The organism is Deltaproteobacteria bacterium, assembly GCA_013151235.1.
Taxonomy (GTDB): domain Bacteria; phylum CG2-30-53-67; class CG2-30-53-67; order CG2-30-53-67; family CG2-30-53-67; genus JAADIO01.
Genome location: JAADIO010000052.1, coordinates 1 through 19,534, shown reverse-complemented (window position 1 = coordinate 19,534; position 19,534 = coordinate 1). Strand labels below are relative to the sequence as shown.

Sequence of the window (19,534 nt, the reverse complement as noted above, 5' to 3'; positions counted from 1 at the left end):
GGAGAATGGCGGTCTTTCAAAACATTACGCCTCTCATGACCAACCTGGACTCCCTTGCCGGAGGTGTTTTTATCATTGCCACCTTCGGAATCGTGGCCACGCGCCAGGTGCGCGCCTGCCTCCGGTTCTTTATCCTCCAATCGCTCTGTCTGGTCGCGGCGGCGTTTCTGTTGGGCCTCCGTCCTTTTTCCATGCATCTCATGGCCGTGGGAACGATCAACCTCTTCACGAAGGTCTGGTTCCTCCCGTGGCTCCTGCGCCGCATGTTGAGTGAAGAGGTCTACACACGGAGGGAGATCTCGCAGGCGGTCGAGATCCCGACTTCACTGATTATCGCTCTGATCCTGACGATTGCTGCATATTTCTTCAGCCTTCCATGGATCAAGGCCGCCGCCGCAGGAGGAACCGTCCGCATTAATGTCCCCATCGGCCTGGCCGGGCTCCTTCTCGGCGCCTATACGCTGACCGTCCGCCGCGAGGCGGTCCCGCAGCTCCTGGGGCTTTTGGCAATGGAAAACGGGGCGTTCTTCGCCGGGGTGGCAATCGCCCCCAACCTGCCCCTGATCGCCGAACTGGCACTGGCCTTTGACGTTCTCATATTGACCTTCATGGTGGGTGTGCTGACCGGCGCCGTCCATAAACGAGTCGGAAACACCGCCGTGGGAAGGCTCTCCAAACTGAGGGAGGAGCCGGACAAATGATCCTCTTTGTTCTGATAACGATACCGCTGGCCGCCGCACTACTCTCTTTTCTCACACGCAGGGAACGTATCGAGTCGACCATCGCCCTGATCGCGGCGATGGCCACGCTGGCCTTGTCGGTGCGGGCAGCCCTGAATGTCATCACATCTCCCGGACACATCGTGGCGGCAATCCCCGGCTGGATCGCCCTGGATGCACCGGGCGCTCTCATTCTCATCCCGGTCGCCTTTGTAAACATGACGGCCGCTCTCTTTTCCATCGGCTACATGAAGCATCACAACCGGGCCGACCTGCGTCGATACTATCTAAATTTCAACCTCTTTGTCTTTTCCATGATCATGGTGCCCCTGGTCCAGGAGCCGAATATCATCTGGATCGCCGTGGAGCTGACCACCCTGTTTTCCGTGCTGCTGGTCGGGTTTGAGAACTCTCACGAAGCCCTCGAGGCTGCGTGGAAATACGTTGTGCTTACGGTCATGGGTGCGGCCATCGCTCTGCTCGGTTTCCTGATCCTTTTCTGGGCGGCACAAAGGGCCGGTATCGAACACTATACCTGGGCCGGGCTGGCGGCAGGCGCCCCCCGTATGTCACCCGTGCTGTTGCGGACGGCCTTTGCCCTGATTCTGCTCGGGTTCGGCGCCAAGGCCGGACTGGTGCCGCTCCATACCTGGCTTCCCGATGCCCACAGCCAGGCGCCGACACCCGTGTGCGCACTTCTCTCGGGCGTAAAAACCACCGCCGTCCTCTACGCGATTCTCCGCCTGGTCCCCATCCTGCGGAATGCACCTGGTGTCAGTCCGGATACCTGGATGCTGGTCTTCGGGCTGATCTCCGCGGGGACGGCGGCCTTTCTGCTGGTCCAGGTCAAGGACTACAAACGGCTCTTCGCCTTCTCCACCATTGAGCACATGGGAATCATCCTGACCGCCGTCGGCCTAGGAGGGGTTTCGGCGTCTTCCGCTGCAATGCTGCAGATCACGGCCCACGCCGTTACAAAATCGTTCTGCTTCTACGCCGCAGGAAGTGTTCTGCTCCTGACGGGCACCCGGGAGATCGCTGAGGTACGCAGCCTGATCACCAGGGCCCCCGGTGCCGGTGTCGCTCTCCTTTTCGGGGGGCTGGCCATTGCCGGGGCGCCCCCTTTCGCGATCTTCATGAGCGAGTTCTCCATCCTGAAAGCCGGGCTGCACCGGGGGGAGTATGTCGCCGTGGGGTTGCTGCTCCTCTTTATCGCCGTGGCCTTTTTCGCCATCATGAATCATGTCAGCCGTATGGTTTTCGGGTCGGCCCCGACAATCGAAGGGGAGGGAGAAAGGCCTGAGCCCCTTCCGTTGAGTTGCAGAACAACCATGATATTCGCCGCAGTACCGATACTTGTCCTGGGAATTTTCATCCCGGGTCCCCTTGAGAAGCTGATCACGCTTGCCGCAACAACGCTTGGAGGATAACACGATGAATATCGAGCAGGTAACGAAGCAAGCGTCTCTCCTCTGGCCCGCTGCAATTGAAAAAGTTACCGGCATCCGGAATGGGATCACCGAAATCGTGTGCGGAAATGACGAACTGCCCAAGGTCTGCGGCTGGCTATCCAACCGGCGGAACTATCATTTTGCCGGATTGATCGTGGAAGAAAATGCCGAGCGGTGTGATCTTTTTTACCTCTTCGCCGGGCAGGGTGAGATGGGGCGTATCCTGTTAAGGACCGATACTCCCATAAAAAAACGTCTATGCAAAAGCATCTGCGGAGAGGTCCACGCCGCGGACTGGCATGAGCGGGAGGCGGAGGACCTCTTCGGTCTGGTATTTGAAGGGCATCCCCGCCTGGGAGACTTTATCCTCCATGACGATGCCTGGCAGGAAGGGGTGGAACCGATGCGCAACGGATTTGATATCGATGCCACCCTTGCCAACCGCAGGCCAAGTCGGAACTGGCGGCCGAGAAGGATCGTGGATGCACCCGGCGCCTTCATCATGCCGGTCGGTCCCATCTTCTCCGGCGATGCGGAATCCGTCCATTTCCAGTTGGAGACCATCGGAGAAGAAGTGATTCGGATCTTTCCCCGGCTCTTTTTCAAATACCGCGGTGTGGAGAAAAGAGCGGAAGGGCGCGCATACGATGATGCGCTCCTCATGGTCGAGCGGTTCGCCGGCACCACGGCCTTCTCCCACGCTCTCGCCGGTTGCATGGCCGTGGAACAGCTCGGCGACACGGAGGTACCGGAACGCGCCGGCGTATTAAGGGTCTTCCTCTCCGAACTGGAACGGTTCCGCCATCACCTGGGAACCGTCGCAGGAATCTGCAACTCCACCGGGCTGGTCGTCGCCGCAAACCAGACGGCGATCCTGGAGGAAGAGGCGCTCAGGCTTTCCGGCAGTCTCACCGGCCATCGCTATCTCTTCGGCATGGCTGTCCCCGGCGGTTTAAGCCGCGACCTGGATGACCGGGCATGCGGCAAGACCGTAGCCCGGGCCGGGGGTATTGTCCGGCGCCTGAACGGAATTGAAAAAATACTGATCAACACCAGCAGTTTCCTCGACCGGATCGAGGAAGTGGGGATCGTCACCAGAGAGGAGGCCCGCAACCATGGGCTCGTAGGTCCCGTGGCCCGCGGGTCGGGCTGCTGCAACGATCTCAGGAGGATGCAGCCCTATGCGGCCTACGATGCCTTCAAGTTCCGCCTCCCCTGCGAGGATGAAGGGGACGGCTATGCGCGCCTTCGGGTACTCCTCACCGAGGCAAGGGAGGCGGTCCATCTCATGGAGCAGGCAACCGGGGCGCTGCGGAATGGTCCGGTCCGGGTTCCCTGCAAACCCGCAGAGGGGGTTGCACTGGCGGGGGTCGAGGCCCCGCGCGGAGCAACGTGGCACTGGATCCGCATCGACGATGCAGGGACGGTGAAGAGGTACCGGCTGATCACCCCCTCCTTCACGAACTGGCACGGATTTCACTTGGCGGCCGAGAACTTTGCATTCCAGGACTTCCCGATCATCCTGGCGACGTTCGGGCTCTCCGTGGCCGAAAACGACAGGTAAAGACTTCATTACGAAAGGCTGATCCGGGACAACATGAAAGACGCATTGTTCGATTTTATCCTAAAAGAATGGTTGCTCCTCGCTTCCGGCACTGGATTCCTCCTGACATCCATCTATACGGGACATCCGCCCGTCCCCTCGCCCCGGGAAATGCAGGTCCTCTTCATCCTCTTTGTCCTCTTTATAGCGGTCAAGGGCTTGCAGCAGAGTGGGATTATATCGAGGTTTGCCCGAAGCATCGAGAAAGGAAGAGGGGTCCCCCTCAAATTGATCGTCACGACATTCTTTCTTTCGATGGTCGTTACAAATGATATCGCCCTCCTTGTGATTGTCCCGCTGACCCTGGCGCTCAACATCGACAGGAGGGGCCTTCTCGTGATTCTGGAGGCCCTGGCCGCAAACGCAGGATCGGCCCTGACCCCTTTCGGGAACCCTCAGAATCTTTATATCTACTGGTTCTACAACCTGTCCCCTGCGGAATTCATCACCTCCATCGCCCCCTTTTCCCTGATGATTCTATTCCCGGTTATCCTGTCCCTCACGATTCATTTACAGGCAACGCCGGAAAGCACCGAGGCAATGCACAATACGGCCAGGTCCAGCGTCCACGGGATCCTCCTGATCATCGTCCTCCTCTCCGTACTGCACATCCTGCCGATTCGCGCCTCAGGGATCGTTGTCGTTTATGCACTTCTCTTCGACCGGGAAGCCCTGCACGTGGACTACTTCCTCCTCTTCAGCTTCTTCTTTTTCTTCGGTCTTGCTGAAAACCTGAAGATTCTGATGGCATCCGAGATCAAGCACGCCGGGCATGTATTCCTCTTTTCCGCCCTCGCCTCGCAGATCATGAGCAATGTCCCGTCAACGCTCCTCTTCGCAAAGTTCACATCAAACTGGAAAGCCCTGCTCTGGGGAACGAACGTCGGGGGGTTCGGCAGTATCTTCGGATCCCTGGCAAACATGATTGCCTACAAACTCTATATCACCGATGAAAACACAAACGATACCGCATCCTTTACAGCCCTGTTCCTGATCATGGGGTATATCGCTTTTTTTGCAGCCGCCGGCCTGTACATCACGACGAAGGCGTAACCGGCAGAGGGGCTTTTTTATGGAATCATCAGGAGGCATTTAATATGAGCCGGTGGATACTCAAGGGCCTGCAAACCGGGGTGGTCACCACTCGTTACCCGGCGAAAATGGAGGATACCCCCGGGACCTCCCCGGGAATGCCGCAGGATACGGTCTGCGGGAAGACCGACAGCGCAGGGTTGACCGCATTATGTCCGGCAGGTGCGTTGCAGCAGGCGGATGATCGGATCGTTGTGGAGCGTGCACGGTGTATCCACTGTTATCGATGTGCACGGGAGACTGCGAAACCGATCCGGTGGGAGACCGGATTCGAATGGGCGAAGCTTGAGAAAACCTCATCGGTTTTCCCGAAAGCATTCAGACAATCACTACACATCCGCATCGTCGATGCCGGCGACTGCGGGGCCTGCCTCAACGAGGTCAGGCTCCTGAACAATCCCTTCTATAATATGCACCGGCTCGGTTTTTTCATCACCCCGACACCCCGGCAGGCTGATATCCTCCTGGTGGTCGGACCGGTTACCGACCAGATGAAGACCCCCCTGATGAAGGCTTACGAGGCCATGCCCGAGCCGAAACGGGTTGCGGCCGTCGGGAGTTGCGCACTGAGCGGCGGGCTGTTCGGACCCGGTTTCGTGACCGGCGCCGGGGTCGCCGACATCCTGCCGGTTGATCTTGAAATCCCGGGCTGTCCACCCCCGCCGACGGCCATCCTGTACGGCCTGCTGATCCTTGCCGGACGCAAGGAGGCGGTGCAACCCATGAAGCCCGCTGCATCTACGGGAGGAGGAGACGCTCAATGACCGATCCCGGCCAGTTACTGATCATCACCTTCGGACTCTATTCCCTGGGAATCACGGCGGTACTCTTGCTGCCGGAAAAGAGATCCCCCTTTGCGCTGGCCGGCTTCGGCGGACTCGGTTCTTTGACGCTGCTGATCTACGGCACAGGCGCCCTCTTCGCCGCCGGCCCTTTCCATGCCTCGCTCTGGACCCTTCCCGGCACAGGGGAGTTGACCATAACCGTTGATCACCTCTCGGCTTTTTTCCTGGTGGCCACTGCTCTGGTCGCCATGCCTGCTTCCATTTTCGCCGCCGACCGAATACGCTGCGATCAAGGACGTCATCGCGGCATCCTCGCCGCGCTGTACCTCGGTCTGTTAATCGCCATCCTCCTGGTCCTTATCGCCGGGGATATATTTTTGTTTCTCGTGGCCTGGGAGATCATGTCAATTCTCATCTACCTGATGATCACCGTTGCCGGCGAGCGTCCGGGGTATCTCATGCTGGCCACCGGCGAGGCGGGTACACTTGCCGTCCTGGCCGCCTTCCTGTTACTGTCGGTACATTCCGGGGCACTCAGCTTCGATGCATTGAGAACAACGGCCCCCGGCCTGGGAAACGGCATACGGTGGACCGTTTTCGCCCTCTCCTTTATCGGATTCGGGGTAAAAGCCGGATTGATCCCCTTGAATTTCTGGGTCGCGCAAGCCTATACCGCAGCTCCATCCGCATGCATACCGCTGATTGCCGGAGCGACATTGAACCTCGGCCTCTACGGTATCATCCGTGTGACTGCCGATCTGCTGCCGGTTACGCAGGTCGGGACCGGCGCCGTCATGCTCATTACCGGATCGGTCACCGCCCTGATCGGTATTCTCTATGCAACCATTGAGGACGACTTCAAGACGCTGCTGGCCCACAGCTCCATCGAAAACGCCGGGATCATCACCACCGCACTTGGGGCCGGTGTTCTGTTTCTTGCAACCGGTCACCGGATCCCGGCTGCCATCGCCTTTGTCGCAACGCTCTATCACCTTCTGAACCATTCCGTTTTTAAAACCCTGCTCTTCATGGGGGCCGGGGTCATGGAAAGTGCTGCCGGAACACGGAGCCTCGACCGCCTGGGCGGCCTGCTCAAAAAGATGCCCTGGACCGGGCTTTTCGTTCTGGTCGGGACACTCTCCATTTCCGCCATGCCCCCTTTCAACGGATTCGTCAGTGAATGGCTTACGATCGAGTCACTCCTGCGCAGCGTGGAACTGGTCTCTCTCGGTGTCAAGATATCCTTTGTGGCGGCAGGCGCCGGTCTTGCGCTGACCGCCGGACTTGCCGTCACCTGTTTTGTCCGGGCCTTCTCCATGGGCTTTCTGGGAATGCCCAGATCCAAGGCTGCCTCCACCGCGCGGGAGACCGGCAAGTCGGCCCTTGCCTCTATGGCCTTCCTTGCACTGGTATGCCTGGCGCTGGGGGTGCTTCCGACCTACGTGATCCCTGCCGTGGACCGGGCCGTGCTACCGATCACCAATGCGAGCGGCACCGACGCACTCGTCCCCCCCTTCTTTGCAGGAAATCCCCCCGCGGATCAACTACCTGCCGATTTCGCTTCCGAATTTCACGATTTAGGCGCCCGGATCGGCTTGGGCATACTCCCGGGCCGCGGCCTGGCGGTCCTTCATCGCGGCGGAGCAAAAAACCCCGTCGTCTTCGCCATGTCCACCTCGTACATGTTTTTAACCCTTATCTTCCTGCTCGGTATCAGCGCAATCATCGTACGGTTCGTCTTTGCCGGACGGCGCCGGGTCGTCCGCCGCCCCAGGTGGGACGGCGGAGTCAGGCACCTTCTGCCGGAGATGACTTATACGGCGACCGGATTCGCCCAGCCCGTGAGGGTGATCTTTGACGCGATCCTGCATCCCAGAGTGGTGAACCGCAGCGAGACCATCGCCGAGCACTTCCGCGTGGCAATCCGCCGGAAACGTGAGGAAGTACATCTGATCGACCGCCTGATTCTACATCCCCCGGCAGCCGCCGCACAATGGATCGCCGGCCGGCTTGCCCGCATGCACAACGGCCGGATCAATAACTATGCAGGGTACGCTCTCCTGGCACTCCTCGTCTTCCTTGCGGTTGCATCATTTGCGTAAGAAAATCAACACTTCCAACCGGGAGCGGCCATGATGATGGGGATGAAATAGAGCTTCCTGAAAAAGACATGCCAGCCGTGGACGGAGGTGCTGGTGGTAAAATGCAGCAGGCTGACCAGAAGGATTCCCGCCAGCAGAATGGTAACCCGGCCGTAACGTACCTTCATGACGCCGCAGGGCCGGAGGACAACTTCAGAAGGTATTCCCGAGCGGCAAGTGCGGCCTTGGCCCCCTCTCCCGAGGCGATGACGATCCGTTTGCCGTAGGCGTCGGTCAGGTCCCCCGCGGCAAAGATCCCCGGCCGGGAGGTGGAGCAGTCGGGGGCGATTCGGATCTCTCCCCGTTTGTTTCGATCCACCAATCCCTCAAAGATGGAGGAGTCCGGGTAGAGCCCGATGGAAATGAAGACCCCTCCCACGGCAAGATGCTCCACTTCACCGCCGCTCCGGTTTCGGATGGAGATCCCCTCCACCCTGTTCTCCCCGGTGATTTCCAGGACCTCGTATCCTTCGTGCTTGACGAGATCGGGGAAGGCCTCGACCCGCTCGATTACGATCGGGTCGGCCTTGAGGGTGGAATTGCAGATCAGGTGGATCGTCCCGACCACGGAATGAAGGGTCTCTACGATCTGCAGGGCCGAGTTCCCCCCTCCCACGATCGCCACATCCGCCCCTTCGACAAAGGAGGCATCCTGAATGTTGCCGTAGAAGACCCCCTGCCGCTGCAGGGCTTCCTCCCCCGGGACGTCCAGCCTCCTGCGGCGCATGCCGGTGGCGAGGATCAGCGCACGGGCCCGGAAGGTCTCTCCTTCATCCACGGTGACCCGGAATACCTCTCCGTCCGGGACGACTTTCCGGACCTCGCCGATCCGGTGATCGATGTAGTGGGAATGGAGAAGCTGATCCTCAAATTTCTTCACCAGGTCGGTCCCCGCAATAAAATCGAACCCCATGTAATTCTCGATCTGCGTGCTGTCGACTGCCTGGCCCCCCAGGTCCTTGGTGATCAGGAAGGCCTCCATCCGCAGGGTCGCCGCATAGACCGCCGCCGTCAGGCCGGCGGGTCCCCCCCCGAGGATCAGGAGGTCGTAGACCTTTTTGTCATGCGTATTTCCGGACCCCCGGAGGAATTTCTTCCGGCACCCCTCGGAGCAGAAGAAGTAGGTCTTTCCCTCCCGTTCCACAGTCAGGGCCGAGTCCTCTTTGACCTCCATGTTGCATACCGGATCCCGTTCCATGACTCTCTCCCTTAATTGGCGGACCTTTTACCAAGCCGGCTTAGTTGAGTTGCACATTCCGCAGCCTCAGCGAATTGCTGATCACCGAGACCGAGCTGAAGCTCATGGCCGCAGCGGCGATGATCGGCGACAACAGGATCCCGAAGAAGGGATAGAGGATCCCGGCCGCAACCGGCACCCCCGCGGAATTATAGATGAAGGCGAAGAAGAGGTTCTGCCGGATGTTCCGCATGGTGGCCCGGCTCAGTCGCCTTGCCCGGACGATCCCCCTCAGATCCCCCTTGACCAGTGTCACCCCCGCGCTCTCCATCGCCACGTCCGTTCCGGTCCCCATGGCAATTCCGACCTGCGCCTGCGCCAGCGCCGGGGCGTCGTTGATCCCGTCCCCCGCCATGGCGACGATACGCCCTTCCGCCTGGAGCCGTTTCACCACCTCCGACTTCTGTTCCGGCAGGACCTCGGCGTGTATCTCGTCGATTTTCAGTTTGCCGGCAACGGCCTCTGCCGTGGCCCGACTGTCACCGGTCAGCATGACGACCCGTATCCCCTCTGCATGGAGATCGCGAATGGCTTCGGCCGTCGATTCCTTGATCGGATCGGCGACAGCGATCAGCCCCGCCGCCTTGCCGTCCACGGCAACCAGCATCACCGTCTTCGCTTCGGCACGCTGTCGGTCCGCCTCCTGAGGCAACGCTCCCGGGTCAATGCCCAAATCTTCCAGCAGCTTGACATTTCCGATCCCGACCCTGTGCCCGTCGACTTCTCCCGTAACCCCCTTGCCGGTTACGGACTGGAAGTTTTCCGCTTTTGACGGTTCGACTCCCTTCTCCTCCGCACCGGCCACGATCGCCTCCGCCAGGGGGTGTTCGCTCGCACGTTCGAGCCCGGCGGCCATGCGGAGCACCTCGTCCTCCGTGAATCCCGCCTCGGTGCGTACGGCGACCAGCTTCGGTTTCCCTTCCGTCAACGTGCCGGTCTTGTCCACGACGAGGGTATCGACCTTTTCCATAATCTCGAGGGCCTCGGCGTTCTTGATCAGGACCCCGGCCATGGCACCCCGGCCGGTTCCCACCATGATGGCGATCGGTGTGGCAAGACCGAGCGCGCAGGGGCATGCGATGATCAGGACCGCGACGGCGTTGATGACCGCGTGGGCCAGGCGCGGTTGCGGCCCCACACCCCACCAGATAAAAAATGTGAGTAAAGATATAGCAACCACCGCGGGCACGAAATAACCCGCGACCACGTCGGCCAGCTTCTGGATCGGCGCCCGGGAACGCTGCGCGTCGGCCACCATCCGGATGATCTGTGCAAGGAGGGTGTCCGAGCCAACCTTCTCCGCACGCATCAGGAGGCCACCCGTCCCGTTGACCGTCGCACCGATCAGTTTCTCCCCGGCCGACTTTGCCACAGGGATCGGCTCCCCGGTGACCATCGATTCATCGACATTGCTTTCCCCCTCGAGTACCGTGCCGTCCACGGGAATCTTCTCGCCGGGACGCACACGCAGGGTGTCACCCGGCTTCACATCCTCCAGGGGGATATCTTCTTCGGTCCCGTCCTTCCGCACGATACGGGCCGTCTTCGGAGCGAGGCCGAGGAGCATCTGTATCGCGGCGTTCGTCCGGGAACGGGCGCGCAGTTCCAGTACCTGTCCGAGCAGCACCAGGACCGTGATCACCGCCGCGGCCTCGAAATAGACGGAGACCAGGCCTGCGTCACTCCGCATGACGGCCGGGAAGATCCCGGGGAACAAAAGCGCTACCACACTGTATCCCCATGCGACCGAGATGCCGAGACCGACCAATGTAAACATGTTCAGGTTCCAGGTCCTGACCGACTGCACACCCCGGACAAAGAAGGGCCACCCGCCCCACAGCACGACCGGTGTCGCCAGGAGAAACTCGATCCATTGAACCGTGTGCATGGAAAGGCCGGCCGGCAGCCACGACGGGAGCAGGTCGGCAACCATGGCGAGAACGAAAACGGGGATCGTCAATACGAGACCGGCCCAAAAACGTCGGCTCATGTAGATCAGTTCTTCGTTCTTCTCCTCGGCCTGCACCGTCACCGGTTCCAATGCCATGCCGCACTTGGGGCAGGGGCCGGGATGGTCCTGCATCACCTCCGGGTGCATCGGGCAGGTATATGCGGTTGCGGACGTCATAACCGGAGCGACCATCGGTTCCAGTGCCATCCCGCACTTGGGGCAGGAACCCGGGTGGTCCTGCATCACCTCCGGGTGCATCGGGCAGGTGTAGGTGCCGGCTCCACCGCCTGTTTCCGCGGAAGGGGCCTTGTTCACGAACCCATCCGGGTTTTCTTTAAACTTGTTCAGGCAGTGCTCGCTGCAGAAGTAGTACTCCTGCCCTTCGTGGCGGAAGTGATTGGAGGAATCGTCCGAAACCTCCATCCCGCAGACCGGATCGAGGGAAGACCCCGTTTTTACGAACTCATCCGGGTTTTCTTTGAACTTGTGCAGGCAGTGTTCACTGCAGAAGTAATACTCCTGCCCTTCGTGGTGGAAGTGATTGGAGGAATCGCTCGAAACCTCCATGTTGCAAACCGGATCCTGTGACATGATCTTCCTCCTCTATGTTTTTTTAAAACAAACCACACCGGCAAGCATTTGTCAAATCAACCGATTTTCCGGACGGCAGCCGTCAAAAAGAACGAATAAATTTTACGTCCCGGTTGAGAGCCTTGCGGCAACAATTTGAATCTTAAATCCAGATTCCAGGACTTCCCCGAATCTTGCCCCTCCCCCCCCGGACACGTTGCACAACAAGTGTCCTTCTTCTTTTCAACAATTGAGACCTGGAGGGTGGATGTTTTTGGGGGAACTTCTGTTCAGATTCTTCTTGACATGAACATCAAAACAACGTAAATTGTCCACAACGCATGAACGACTATTCATACGAGCAGATATGACGGCAAACGATATTTGTCAGATCTACTATGTAGATAAAGAACGGGTGGAGAGAGCCAGGGCCCGGATGAACGATGATCGAACCATCGTCGACCTGGCCGAGATCTTCAAAGTTCTGGCCGAACCGACCCGGGTGAGAATTCTACACGCAATCTCCGAAGAAGAACTCTGCGTCTGTGACATTGCCGCCGTGGTCAACGCAACCCAATCAGCGATTTCTCATCAACTGCGTATTCTGCGTTCCGCCCGGCTGGTCAAATCGAGAAAGGACGGCAAAATGGTCTATTACTCACTCGACGACGATCATGTGCGCACTCTGTTTGAAGAAGGGATCCGGCATGTGGAGGCCGGGTGAATTTTTTTTGCCAACTTATCTGAACATATCCGCACATGTTCAGATATAAACAAAATCGAACGGAGGTTTGGAAATGAAGCGGAAAAGTAGTTGCGGCTGCCATGGCGGCCAATCCAGCGAAGTGAGCGGGCTCAAGAAAATTGTTATGGTCGGGAACCCCAATGTAGGCAAGAGCGCCCTCTTCAACCGGCTGACCGGCTCTTACGTCATTGTCTCCAACTATCCCGGAACGACGGTGGAGGTTGCCCGAGGGAAATGCCGGATCGGTGACGAGGAGTTCACCATCGAGGATACCCCGGGGATGTACTCCCTGTTGCCGATCACCGAAGAGGAGCGCGTCAGCCGTGACATCCTTCTCGCCGGGAAGTTCGATGTGGTCTTGCATGTCATCGACGCCAAGAACCTGAAGCGTATGCTCTCTCTCACCTTGCAATTCATCGAGTCCGGCCTTCCGGTCATACTGGTCCTCAACATGATCGACGAAGCGGACCGCCTGGGAATCCGCATCGACACGACGCTTCTGGAAAAGAAGCTGGGTGTCCCGGTGGTGTCCGTATCGGCACTTTCCGGGGAAGGGGTCGATACCCTGAAAAAGAAAATCGTCTCCCGCCGTCACTCTGGGGAAACCCCGGAGATCCATTACGGCAAGGCCATTGACGGAGCGATAAAGACCCTTACACGGATCATGCCGACGGGTCGAGGTCTGTCACAGCGGGCGCTTGCCCTGCTGTTGATCCAGGGGGATGAGTTTATTACCGGAGAGGCGCGGGCCGAGGGTCCATCAATCGACCTTCTCAATGCCACCCTGGAGGAACTGGAAGAGAAGCCGGATGAGCCCGCCGGTTACACGGTACCCATGATGCTTCACAAGCGTGCAACCAGGATCTGCGAAGAAGCGTTTGCGCCGCCGGCCGCAAAGGGAAAAACCTTCGCCAACCGTCTGGGTGGCTGGACCATGCGGCCCCTGACGGGGGTTCCCATCCTGCTTTTCGTCCTCTACTTCGGACTCTACAAGTTCGTCGGTAAGTTCGGCGCCGGCACCGTCGTGGATTTTCTTGAGGGCGGCCTGTTCGGGAAACAGATCAATCCCTGGATCAACAACGTCCTCACGGCCTACGTCCCCTGGCAACCAATCCGGGATCTTGTCGGCATGGACTATGGCATCATCACCCTGGGGATCCGCTATGCCATCGCCATCATTCTACCGATCGTCGGCACCTTCTTCATCGCCTTTTCGATCATCGAGGACACCGGTTATCTACCCCGACTGGCACTGCTGGTCGACCGGATTTTCAAGAAAATCGGCCTCAACGGACGGGCGGTGATTCCCATGACTCTCGGTTTCGGCTGTGATACCATGGCCACCATGGTCACCCGCACCCTGGAAACCAAGCGGGAGCGAATCATTGCCACCTTGCTGCTGGCCCTGGCGATCCCCTGCAGCGCCCAGCTCGGGGTCATCCTCAGCATGATGGCGGAAGAACCGGCCGTTATGGCGGTCTGGGCGGTATTCATGCTGGGCATTTTTCTATTCATCGGCTTTCTTACCGCACGGCTGATGCCCGGCGACCGGCCGAATTTCTACATGGAAGTCCCCCCTCTGCGCATGCCCCGCCCGGGTGCCGTCTTCATGAAGACCTACACCCGCATGCAGTGGTATTTCATCGAAATCCTGCCGTTGTTCATTCTGGCCAGCCTCCTGATCTGGCTGGGGAAAATTACCGGGACCTTCGACGTCATCGTCTCCTGGCTGGCACATGTGATGGCCTGGATCGGCCTTCCCGAAGAAGCGGCGGTATCCTTCCTGTTCGGCTTTTTCCGCCGGGATTACGGTGCCGCCGGCCTTTACGACCTGCAACAGGCTGGAACACTCAGCGGCAACCAATTGGCTGTGGCGGTCATCACCCTGACCCTGTTCGTTCCCTGTATTGCCCAGTTTCTGATCATGAAGAAAGAACGCGGGCTCAAGGTAGCCGGCGCCATGGCCCTTTTTATCTTCCCCTTCGCCTTTGCGGTCGGCGGCCTGGTGAACGCCATGCTGAACTTTACAGGAGTCCAGTTGTGATCTGTCCATTCTGTCGAAAGGAGTTTTCCGCTGAGCGTTCCAGGAAAGAGTGCCGGACCTGCGCATCCTTCGGCGGCTGTCAGAGGGTCAAGTGTCCTTACTGCGGATACGAGTCCCCCCGGGAACTGGACTTTGTCCAAAGAATCATACATTTTATCAAAAAACAGAGGAGTAACACCCATGCATAACCGTGATCAGATTGAAGAAACCCAGGGAAAGTTGTGGGAACATCTGGAAGAAGAATCCAGGTCGGAGAAAGTCAATGGAAATGCCATCGACAAGAAGTTTATCACTCCACTGACCCACCTGAAGCCGGGGGAGACGGGGACCATCGCCTATATCAAAGCGGGCGACTCAAAGAAACTGCGAAAGCTGATGGTCATGGGTGTGCTTCCCGGCAATCCCATTGAATTGAACGCCGATTTTCCATCCTTTGTCTTCTCGGTCGGTTACAGCCAGTATGCAGTGGATACCGACATGGCTGAAACAATCATTATCAAACGAGAGTAGCCGGTTTAACGACGATTTTGGGGACGTTGTTACCGGACGTACATTGCTATGGCGATCACTGATCTTCAATCCTCTGGATCGACCGCGAAATGCTGGAGATCGCCACTCCAAGGTGACGGGCGATCTCAGCGGATGACAAACCCAGTTCCATCCGACTCCGTGAGGCTATGACAGCCCGTAATCGGCACACCGCTCTCCGGCGCGCACCGTTCTTGACTTCCATTGCGCTGCCCCCTGTATTCTTGCACTCTTCGTCGATGAATATCTTCGACTTGTTTATTCCACCCTCTATCCACCGCACGCATAAGGTTTATTTGTTGCATGATTACAACACTTCCCCTATCATAAAACGCGGCAGGAAGTAGACAGATGATCCCAAGGAAATCATGAACGAATTGCATATTCAGACAATCGCAAAAGAACTTGCGATCAAGCCTTCGCAGGTCAAGTCAACTGTGGCCCTGCTTGATACTGGTGCGTCGATCCCCTTCATCGCCCGGTATAGGAAGGAGGCCACCGAAAGCCTTGACGAAGTTTCGATCGCAGCGATAAGGGACAGGATCGAAAGGCTGATAGAACTGGACAAACGGCGTGACGCTATTGTCAAGTCCCTGGAAGAGCGGGACTTACTTACAGAGGAATTGAAGAAGAAGATCCAAGACGCTGAATCCATCACCATCCTTGAGGATATCTATCTTCCCTTCCGCCCCAAACGCCGCACGCGTGCTACGGTGGCCAAGGAGAAAGGGCTGGAGCCTCTATCCTCAAAATTATACGAACAGGGTGAAATAAACCCGGAAGCTGAAGCCTTTGCATTCATCAATACGGAAAAAGGAATTGCGTCCGTGGATGAAGCCCTTGCAGGAGCCCGAGACATTATCGCCGAATGGGTGAGCGAGAACCAGTGGGCACGGGAAAAGATGCGTGAACTCTATTCAACCAAAGCCATCATGCGCTCCAAGGTTATCACCGGGAAAAAAGAAGAAGGGATAAAGTACAAAGACTATTATGATTGGGAGGAGCCTGTTTCCAAGGCCCCCTCACATAGGGTCCTGGCCATTCGACGCGGGGAGAACGAGGGATTCCTGATCCTCCGCATAGCGCCGTCCGAAAATGAAGCGCTCTCTCTGCTTGAACCACTGTTTGTCAAAGGGAGTGGTCCGGCATCTGAACAGGTACGCATTGCTGTCCAGGACAGTTACAAACGGCTGCTCTCTTCATCCATGGAGGGCGAAATACGACTTGCCGTAAAAAAGCGGGCCGATGAGGAGGCGATACATGTCTTTGTCGAAAACTTGAGGCAGCTTCTGCTTTCCCCACCTTTGGGCCGCAAAAACGTACTCGCCATCGACCCGGGATTCAGGACAGGGTGCAAGGTGGTCTGTCTTGACCGCCAGGGGAAGCTACTCCATAACGATACGATCTTTCCTCACTTTTCTAATCAGGGGGCTTCCGAGGCTGCCGGGAAAATCAAAGACCTCTGTGGCCGTTTCGGGATCGAGTCCATAGCCATAGGGAATGGCACTGCAGGCAGGGAAACAGAGTCATTTATCAGGGGCCTCGGCCTTCCAGGTGAAATCATTGTTGTGATGGTGAACGAGAGCGGAGCATCCATCTATTCTGCATCAGAGGCAGCGCGGGAGGAATTTCCCGAATATGATTTGACCGTTCGAGGTTCAGTATCGATCGGACGACGACTCATGGATCCCCTTGCCGAGCTGGTGAAGATAGATCCCAAGTCCATTGGGGTGGGTCAATACCAGCATGATGTGAACCAAACCGCGTTGAAAAAAAGCCTTGATGACGTTGTCAGCAGCTGTGTGAATGGAGTGGGTGTCGAGGTGAATACAGCGAGCAGTCAACTCCTCACCTACGTTTCAGGGCTGGGGCCACAGCTTGCAAAGAGTATTGTCGCATACAGGGACGAATACGGTCCCTTCAGATCACGGAAGGGACTCAAAAAGGTTCCCCGCCTCGGACCCAAGGCTTTTGAGCAGGCGGCAGGGTTTCTCCGTATACAAAACGGTGAAAATATCCTTGACGGGTCCGCGGTCCACCCCGAAAGCTATCACATCGTCGACGCCATGGCCCGGGATAGCGGATGTACAGTCGTTGACCTGATGAAAGAGGACGGCCCCAGAAAAAACATCGATCTTGCAAGATATGTAACGGACAGAGTGGGCCTGCCAACTCTGAACGACATTATGGACGAACTAGCCAAGCCGGGACGGGACCCCCGGGAAGAGTTCGAGTCTTTCGCGTTTGCCGAGGGGGTCGAAAAGATCGATGACGTGAAGCCCGGAATGAAGCTCCCCGGCATCGTCACCAATATCACTGCTTTCGGGGCCTTCGTGGATATAGGCGTCCACCAGGACGGACTGGTGCATATAAGCCAGCTCTCTGACAGATTTGTAAAAAACCCCGGAGACGTGGTGAAGGTTTATCAGAAGGTTACTGTTACAGTACTCGAGGTAGACCTGCAACGGAAACGGATATCCCTTTCGATGAAGAACGGCCAGACCCGGGCAGAAGCTCCAAAAATAGGGTCGGTGTAGCTGTGCGGCGCTTTCACAACGTCCCCTTAATCCCACCAAATATAAAATTATAAAAGTCTGACCCCCAGGAGGTTTCTGTGCGGCGAGTGGAGGCCGTTATTCGCAAGTATCCGTATATCCTGAAAAACCTGACGAAATGAACAAATAAACAACGTCCCCAAAGTTCTTGTATTATTGAATTTTTTTCGCGACTTTTTAGCTTCTCATGTTACTGAAACAGTACAGGTGAATTTGTTTCTACAATAATTGTTCATTTCCGTTCCGTCAAAGGGGAAACCGTGATGAACCACCACAGAAAAAACCGATTGTTCTTGATTATCAACTACTTACCCTCCCTGATCATCCTCGTGTTGCTCCTCCTCGTCGCCCTCCCCGCCGGGGCAGCCAGTAAATACTGGGTCGGGGGCAGCAATCGGTGGGACTTCAGCTCCAACTGGGGCCTGACCCCGGGCGGTGCTGGCGGAGCAGGGCAGCCAGTGGCCGGGGATAACGTCAATCTCATCCAGTCCGACGCAACTAACCGGGCAGTCTACTACTACAACACCCTCCATCCTGCGGACGTCCTCGGTTCCCTCTGGATCAACGCCACCGGAACAGGAACGATCACGCTGAACCAGGGATACGACGGATACAGCCACCCCCTCCACGCGGACACCGAGTCCATTGGTACCAGCAATACGGGGAACTATGTCCAGTCTTTGGGAACGAATGATGTCACAAATAACCTCTACCTCGGCTACTACTCCGGCGGGAGCGGCACCTACGACCTGAGCGGTACCGGCAGCCTCAGCGCCGATAACGAGTACATCGGCCACTACGGCACGGGTACCTTCACCCAGAGCAGTGGGACAAATGCAGTTACGAACAACCTCTACATCGGCTACTACTTCAGTGGGAGCGGCACCTACAACCTGAGCGGTACCGGCAGCCTCAGCGCCGATGACGAGTGGCCACTACGGCACGGGTATCTTCACCCAGTCCGGAGGGACGAATGCAGTTACGAACAACCTCTACATCGGTCACTACTCCGGCGTGAATGGCGCCTACACCCTCTCCGGCGGCACACTCAACGTAACCGGCAACATCGTCAATGGCGCAGGTACCGGCACGCTCAACATCAACGGCGGCACGCTCACCGTAGGCGGCGGCAACGGCAGCATCGATGTGGATAGTTTGTACCTCGGCTCGGCAACGGGGACCAGCGGCAGCCATACCCTCTCGGGCACGGGGAGCCTCAGCACCAATAACGAGTACATCGGCTTCTACGGCACGGGCGCCTTCACCCAGTCCAGCGGAAAAAACACCGTAACGAATGCCCTCTACATTGGCAGCAACTCTGGCGGCAGTGGCATCTACGACCAGAGCGGCGGGACAACTCAGGTCTCGAGTCTTTTCCTCGGCTACAACTCCGGCGGGAGCGGCACCTACGACCTCTCCGGCACCGGCAGCCTCAGCGCCGATTACGAGTACATCGGCTGGCATGGCACGGGCGCCTTCACCCAGAGCGGTGGGACAACTCAGGTCTCGATTCTTTTCCTCGGCTACAACACCGGCGGGAAAGGTACCTACAACCTCTCCGGCACCGGCAGCCTTGCGGCAGATTACGAGTACATCGGCGACTATGGCGGCACGGGCGGCTTCACCCAGTCCGGCGGGATGAATCAAGTCACGAATCGCCTATATCTCGGTTCTTACTCCGGAGCGAGCGGTACCTACGACTTGAGTACTGGCAGCCTCAGTGCCAATTACGAGTTTATCGGCGACTACGGTATGGGCGCCTTCACTCAGACGGGTGGGACGAATGCGGTTACGAACAACCTCTACCTCGGCTTTAACTCCGGCGGCAGCGGTACCTACGACCTCTCCGGCACCGGCAGCCTCAACGCCAATGTAGAGAACATCGGCCACTCCGGCACGGGCGCCTTTACCCAGACCGGCGGGTCGAACACGGTGACGTATATCCTCACCCTCGCTAAATATCCTGGGGCAACGGGTACCTACCAGTTGCAAGGAGGGAATCTTTCGGCGGCGACAATCCAGGTACATCCCGGCGGCACCTTTGACTTCACCGGCGGACGCCTCTCGGTGAATACCTTCAACGGGGACCTCACCAACGGCGGCGGCACCCTGG

Annotated in this window: 13 protein-coding genes and 1 pseudogene; 11 read left to right on the top strand and 3 right to left on the bottom strand. The window is 57.9% G+C overall.

All coding sequences use genetic code 11. The annotated features are described in order from the left end of the window. The first annotated feature begins 5 nt into the window (after positions 1-5). The 6 genes from GXP58_09925 to GXP58_09900 are packed head-to-tail and all read left to right on the top strand — an operon-like array spanning position 6 to position 7,752. Positions 6-701 (top strand): hypothetical protein, encoded by a 696-nt coding sequence (locus GXP58_09925; GenBank protein NOY53919.1) that lies wholly within the window; start codon positions 6-8, stop codon positions 699-701. After that, positions 698-2,149, top strand: coding sequence for a hydrogenase 4 subunit F (locus tag GXP58_09920; GenBank protein NOY53918.1), 1,452 nt, complete (start codon positions 698-700; stop codon positions 2,147-2,149). The genes GXP58_09925 and GXP58_09920 overlap by 4 nt, the downstream gene beginning before the upstream one ends. Positions 2,150-2,153: 4 nt before the next feature. Continuing rightward, positions 2,154-3,734: a hypothetical protein gene (locus tag GXP58_09915; GenBank protein NOY53917.1), complete on the top strand. Its 1,581-nt coding sequence runs from the start codon at positions 2,154-2,156 to the stop codon at positions 3,732-3,734. A gap of 33 nt (positions 3,735-3,767) precedes the next feature. After that, a complete protein-coding gene (locus GXP58_09910) occupies positions 3,768-4,826 on the top strand; it encodes a hypothetical protein (GenBank protein ID NOY53916.1) in 1,059 nt (352 codons plus the stop codon). Between the two features lie 44 nt (positions 4,827-4,870). After that, positions 4,871-5,629: a hypothetical protein gene (locus GXP58_09905; protein NOY53915.1), complete on the top strand. Its 759-nt coding sequence runs from the start codon at positions 4,871-4,873 to the stop codon at positions 5,627-5,629. Next, positions 5,626-7,752, top strand: a complete 2,127-nt coding sequence (locus GXP58_09900; protein NOY53914.1) for a hypothetical protein — start codon at positions 5,626-5,628, stop codon at positions 7,750-7,752. The genes GXP58_09905 and GXP58_09900 overlap by 4 nt, the downstream gene beginning before the upstream one ends. Before the next feature lie 5 nt (positions 7,753-7,757). Here the strand turns inward: GXP58_09900 and GXP58_09895 are convergent, their stop codons facing one another. From GXP58_09895 to GXP58_09885, 3 genes are read right to left on the bottom strand one after another with little or no spacing between them, the layout of a single operon-like run. Further along, positions 7,758-7,919 carry a hypothetical protein gene (locus tag GXP58_09895; GenBank protein NOY53913.1) on the bottom strand — a complete coding sequence of 54 codons (162 nt, stop codon included), beginning with the start codon at positions 7,917-7,919 and terminating at the stop codon, positions 7,758-7,760. Next, on the bottom strand, positions 7,916-8,989 hold the full coding sequence (locus GXP58_09890) for an FAD-dependent oxidoreductase (protein NOY53912.1): 1,074 nt from the start codon (positions 8,987-8,989) through the stop codon (positions 7,916-7,918). The genes GXP58_09895 and GXP58_09890 overlap by 4 nt, the downstream gene beginning before the upstream one ends. 40 nt (positions 8,990-9,029) lie before the next feature. Then, a complete protein-coding gene (locus GXP58_09885; GenBank protein NOY53911.1) occupies positions 9,030-11,570 on the bottom strand; it encodes a heavy metal translocating P-type ATPase in 2,541 nt (846 codons plus the stop codon). A 415-nt stretch (positions 11,571-11,985) separates the two neighbouring features. Between GXP58_09885 and GXP58_09880 the strand changes: the two genes are divergently transcribed. The 5 genes and pseudogenes from GXP58_09880 to GXP58_09860 form a co-directional block, all read left to right on the top strand. After that, a complete protein-coding gene (locus GXP58_09880; protein ID NOY53910.1) occupies positions 11,986-12,273 on the top strand; it encodes a helix-turn-helix transcriptional regulator in 288 nt (95 codons plus the stop codon). A 73-nt stretch (positions 12,274-12,346) separates the two neighbouring features. After that, positions 12,347-14,338, top strand: coding sequence for a ferrous iron transport protein B (gene feoB / locus GXP58_09875; GenBank protein NOY53909.1), 1,992 nt, complete (start codon positions 12,347-12,349; stop codon positions 14,336-14,338). A gap of 279 nt (positions 14,339-14,617) precedes the next feature. Further along, positions 14,618-14,848, top strand: a pseudogene (locus GXP58_09870) (ferrous iron transport protein A). Between the two features lie 386 nt (positions 14,849-15,234). Beyond that, positions 15,235-17,403, top strand: a complete 2,169-nt coding sequence (locus GXP58_09865; GenBank protein ID NOY53908.1) for an RNA-binding transcriptional accessory protein — start codon at positions 15,235-15,237, stop codon at positions 17,401-17,403. Positions 17,404-18,342: 939 nt separating this feature from the next. Further along, on the top strand, positions 18,343-19,534 hold a 1,192-nt coding region (locus GXP58_09860; GenBank protein ID NOY53907.1), incomplete at its 3' end, for a hypothetical protein.

Bases quoted from the DNA above. Each gene is read 5' to 3' on its own strand.
- feoB (NOY53909.1), top strand. From the start codon at position 12,347: ATGAAGCGGAAAAGTAGTTGCGGCTGCCATGGCGGCCAATCCAGCGAA.
- GXP58_09880 (NOY53910.1), top strand. From the start codon at position 11,986: ATGAACGATGATCGAACCATCGTCGACCTGGCCGAGATCTTCAAAGTT.
- GXP58_09925 (NOY53919.1), top strand. From the start codon at position 6: ATGGCGGTCTTTCAAAACATTACGCCTCTCATGACCAACCTGGACTCC.
- GXP58_09865 (NOY53908.1), top strand. From the start codon at position 15,235: ATGAACGAATTGCATATTCAGACAATCGCAAAAGAACTTGCGATCAAG.
- GXP58_09910 (NOY53916.1), top strand. From the start codon at position 3,768: ATGAAAGACGCATTGTTCGATTTTATCCTAAAAGAATGGTTGCTCCTC.
- GXP58_09900 (NOY53914.1), top strand. From the start codon at position 5,626: ATGACCGATCCCGGCCAGTTACTGATCATCACCTTCGGACTCTATTCC.
- GXP58_09905 (NOY53915.1), top strand. From the start codon at position 4,871: ATGAGCCGGTGGATACTCAAGGGCCTGCAAACCGGGGTGGTCACCACT.
- GXP58_09915 (NOY53917.1), top strand. From the start codon at position 2,154: ATGAATATCGAGCAGGTAACGAAGCAAGCGTCTCTCCTCTGGCCCGCT.
- GXP58_09885 (NOY53911.1), bottom strand. From the start codon at position 11,570: ATGTCACAGGATCCGGTTTGCAACATGGAGGTTTCGAGCGATTCCTCC.
- GXP58_09895 (NOY53913.1), bottom strand. From the start codon at position 7,919: ATGAAGGTACGTTACGGCCGGGTTACCATTCTGCTGGCGGGAATCCTT.
- GXP58_09890 (NOY53912.1), bottom strand. From the start codon at position 8,989: ATGGAACGGGATCCGGTATGCAACATGGAGGTCAAAGAGGACTCGGCC.
- GXP58_09920 (NOY53918.1), top strand. From the start codon at position 698: ATGATCCTCTTTGTTCTGATAACGATACCGCTGGCCGCCGCACTACTC.